Source organism: Neorhizobium huautlense (genome assembly GCF_002968575.1).
Classification (GTDB): domain Bacteria; phylum Pseudomonadota; class Alphaproteobacteria; order Rhizobiales; family Rhizobiaceae; genus Neorhizobium; species Neorhizobium huautlense.
In genome coordinates this window covers 1-1,513 of record NZ_PVBM01000084.1, presented here as the reverse complement: position 1 = coordinate 1,513, position 1,513 = coordinate 1, and the positions used below count along the sequence as shown (strand labels likewise).

Below are 1,513 nucleotides of genomic sequence, written 5' to 3'. Positions count from 1 at the left end.
CAGGCTGTGTGGAAACGATTGGAGGCTCCGGATGACCGGGGCCTCTTTTTGGTTTCATGAGGTGGCGGTGTTGATATTGATCGCGCGGAGGATGTTGTAGGCGAGGACAGAGAGGGCCATTTCGGTCCTCGTTGCCTTGAGGCCTCTGGTTAGGAAGCGTCCACCGGCCATTTTTCGTTTGATCGTGCCGAAGGGATGTTCCACGGCGCACCGTCTGGCTCTCATCCTCTCCGGCGTAGCGCGCGCGGTCATGCGATTGAGCGCGTCGTCGTCGAGATGGCGCTTGACCAAACGCCGTTCGGCGGTGGTGCATTGGTTCTTCAACGCACAGCCGGAACAATCCGGCGAGGCATAGGTCACGTTGCGCTTTTGGCGATGAAGCTGCTTGCGTACCAGCGTTCGGCCAGCCGGGCAGACGAGCGTGTCCGTCTCCGGCTCGTAGATAAAAGCTGTTCGGTCAAATAGCGTGCCGTCACCCTGATTGTTGACCGAGCGCTGGGAGGGAACACAAGCGACGATCCCATCGCGTTCACAAGCGCTGGCGTGCTCGCCATTGTCGTATCCCTTGTCGGCCACGACGGTGAGGGTATCGAGACCCAGGCTCTCCTTCGTGGCTGTGGCCATCGGATGAAGCTGACGCCGGTCGTTCGGTTCATCGGTCACCTCGTGATGCACGATCATGCCGGTCCCGGCATCGACGACGCTTTGCATGTTATAGCCGGGGGGCTTAGGGCCGCGGCCAGAGCCCATGGGACGGGCATCTTCCTCGCCTTCGACGATGAGATTGCGATCTTCTGTGTCTAATCGCGCAGCCAACCTGTCGAGTTCTGCCCGGCGGGCTCGAAGGGCAGCGAGCGCCGCCGCAACCGCTTCCGGCGCATCGTCGGGTTCAGCCGCATCGGCATCGTCCAATCCAGCAAGATAGGCAGCAATCCTGCCATCAAGACGAGCAGCCTCTTGTTCGATGCCTTGACGGTCGACAACCTTCTTCGCGCTGGCGACCGCCCGGAACTTCGAGCCGTCCAGAGCCACAAGCCGGGCCGAGAACAATCCGGCATCCCGGCAAAGGAGCACGAAGGCACGGCATGTGCCAACAATCCCGGCCCCATTATCACGGCGGAAATCGGCGATCGTCTTGAAGTCAGGCGCGAGCCGGCGCAGCAGCCACATGGCCTCGACATCCCGCCGGCAAGCACGTTCCAGACGCCGGGAAGAGCGCACCTCGTTGAAGTAACCCCAGACGTAAAGCTTCAACAGATCGCGTGGATCGTAGCCGGGCCGCCCGGTCAAAGCCGGGGCGGCACGGCTAAAGCCAAGCACCGCCAGATCAAGGCCATCGACAAAAGCGTCAATCACCCGAACAGCCGCATCGGCCGCTACATAATCCTCAATCCGAGCTGGCAAAAGCGATGCCTGCTCCCGATCCAAACCGAAAATATATCCCATGAAAATGGCCACCCCGATCCCGAGGTGGCCATCTTAACTGATTTGCCAATCGTTTCCACACAGCCTG

Annotated in this window: 1 protein-coding gene; it reads right to left on the bottom strand. The window is 60.7% G+C overall.

Annotated elements, in window-relative coordinates:
* Positions 1 to 54: 54 nt before the first annotated feature.
* Complete coding sequence (locus C5L12_RS27665) at positions 55 to 1,446, bottom strand: IS1182 family transposase (RefSeq protein WP_105375168.1); 1,392 nt, start codon at positions 1,444 to 1,446, stop codon at positions 55 to 57.
* Positions 1,447 to 1,513 lie beyond the last annotated feature (67 nt).

What these genes read in the sequence shown, in the direction of transcription:
- C5L12_RS27665 (WP_105375168.1), bottom strand. Translation starts at nt 1,446, where the DNA reads ATGGGATATATTTTCGGTTTGGATCGGGAGCAGGCATCGCTTTTGCCA.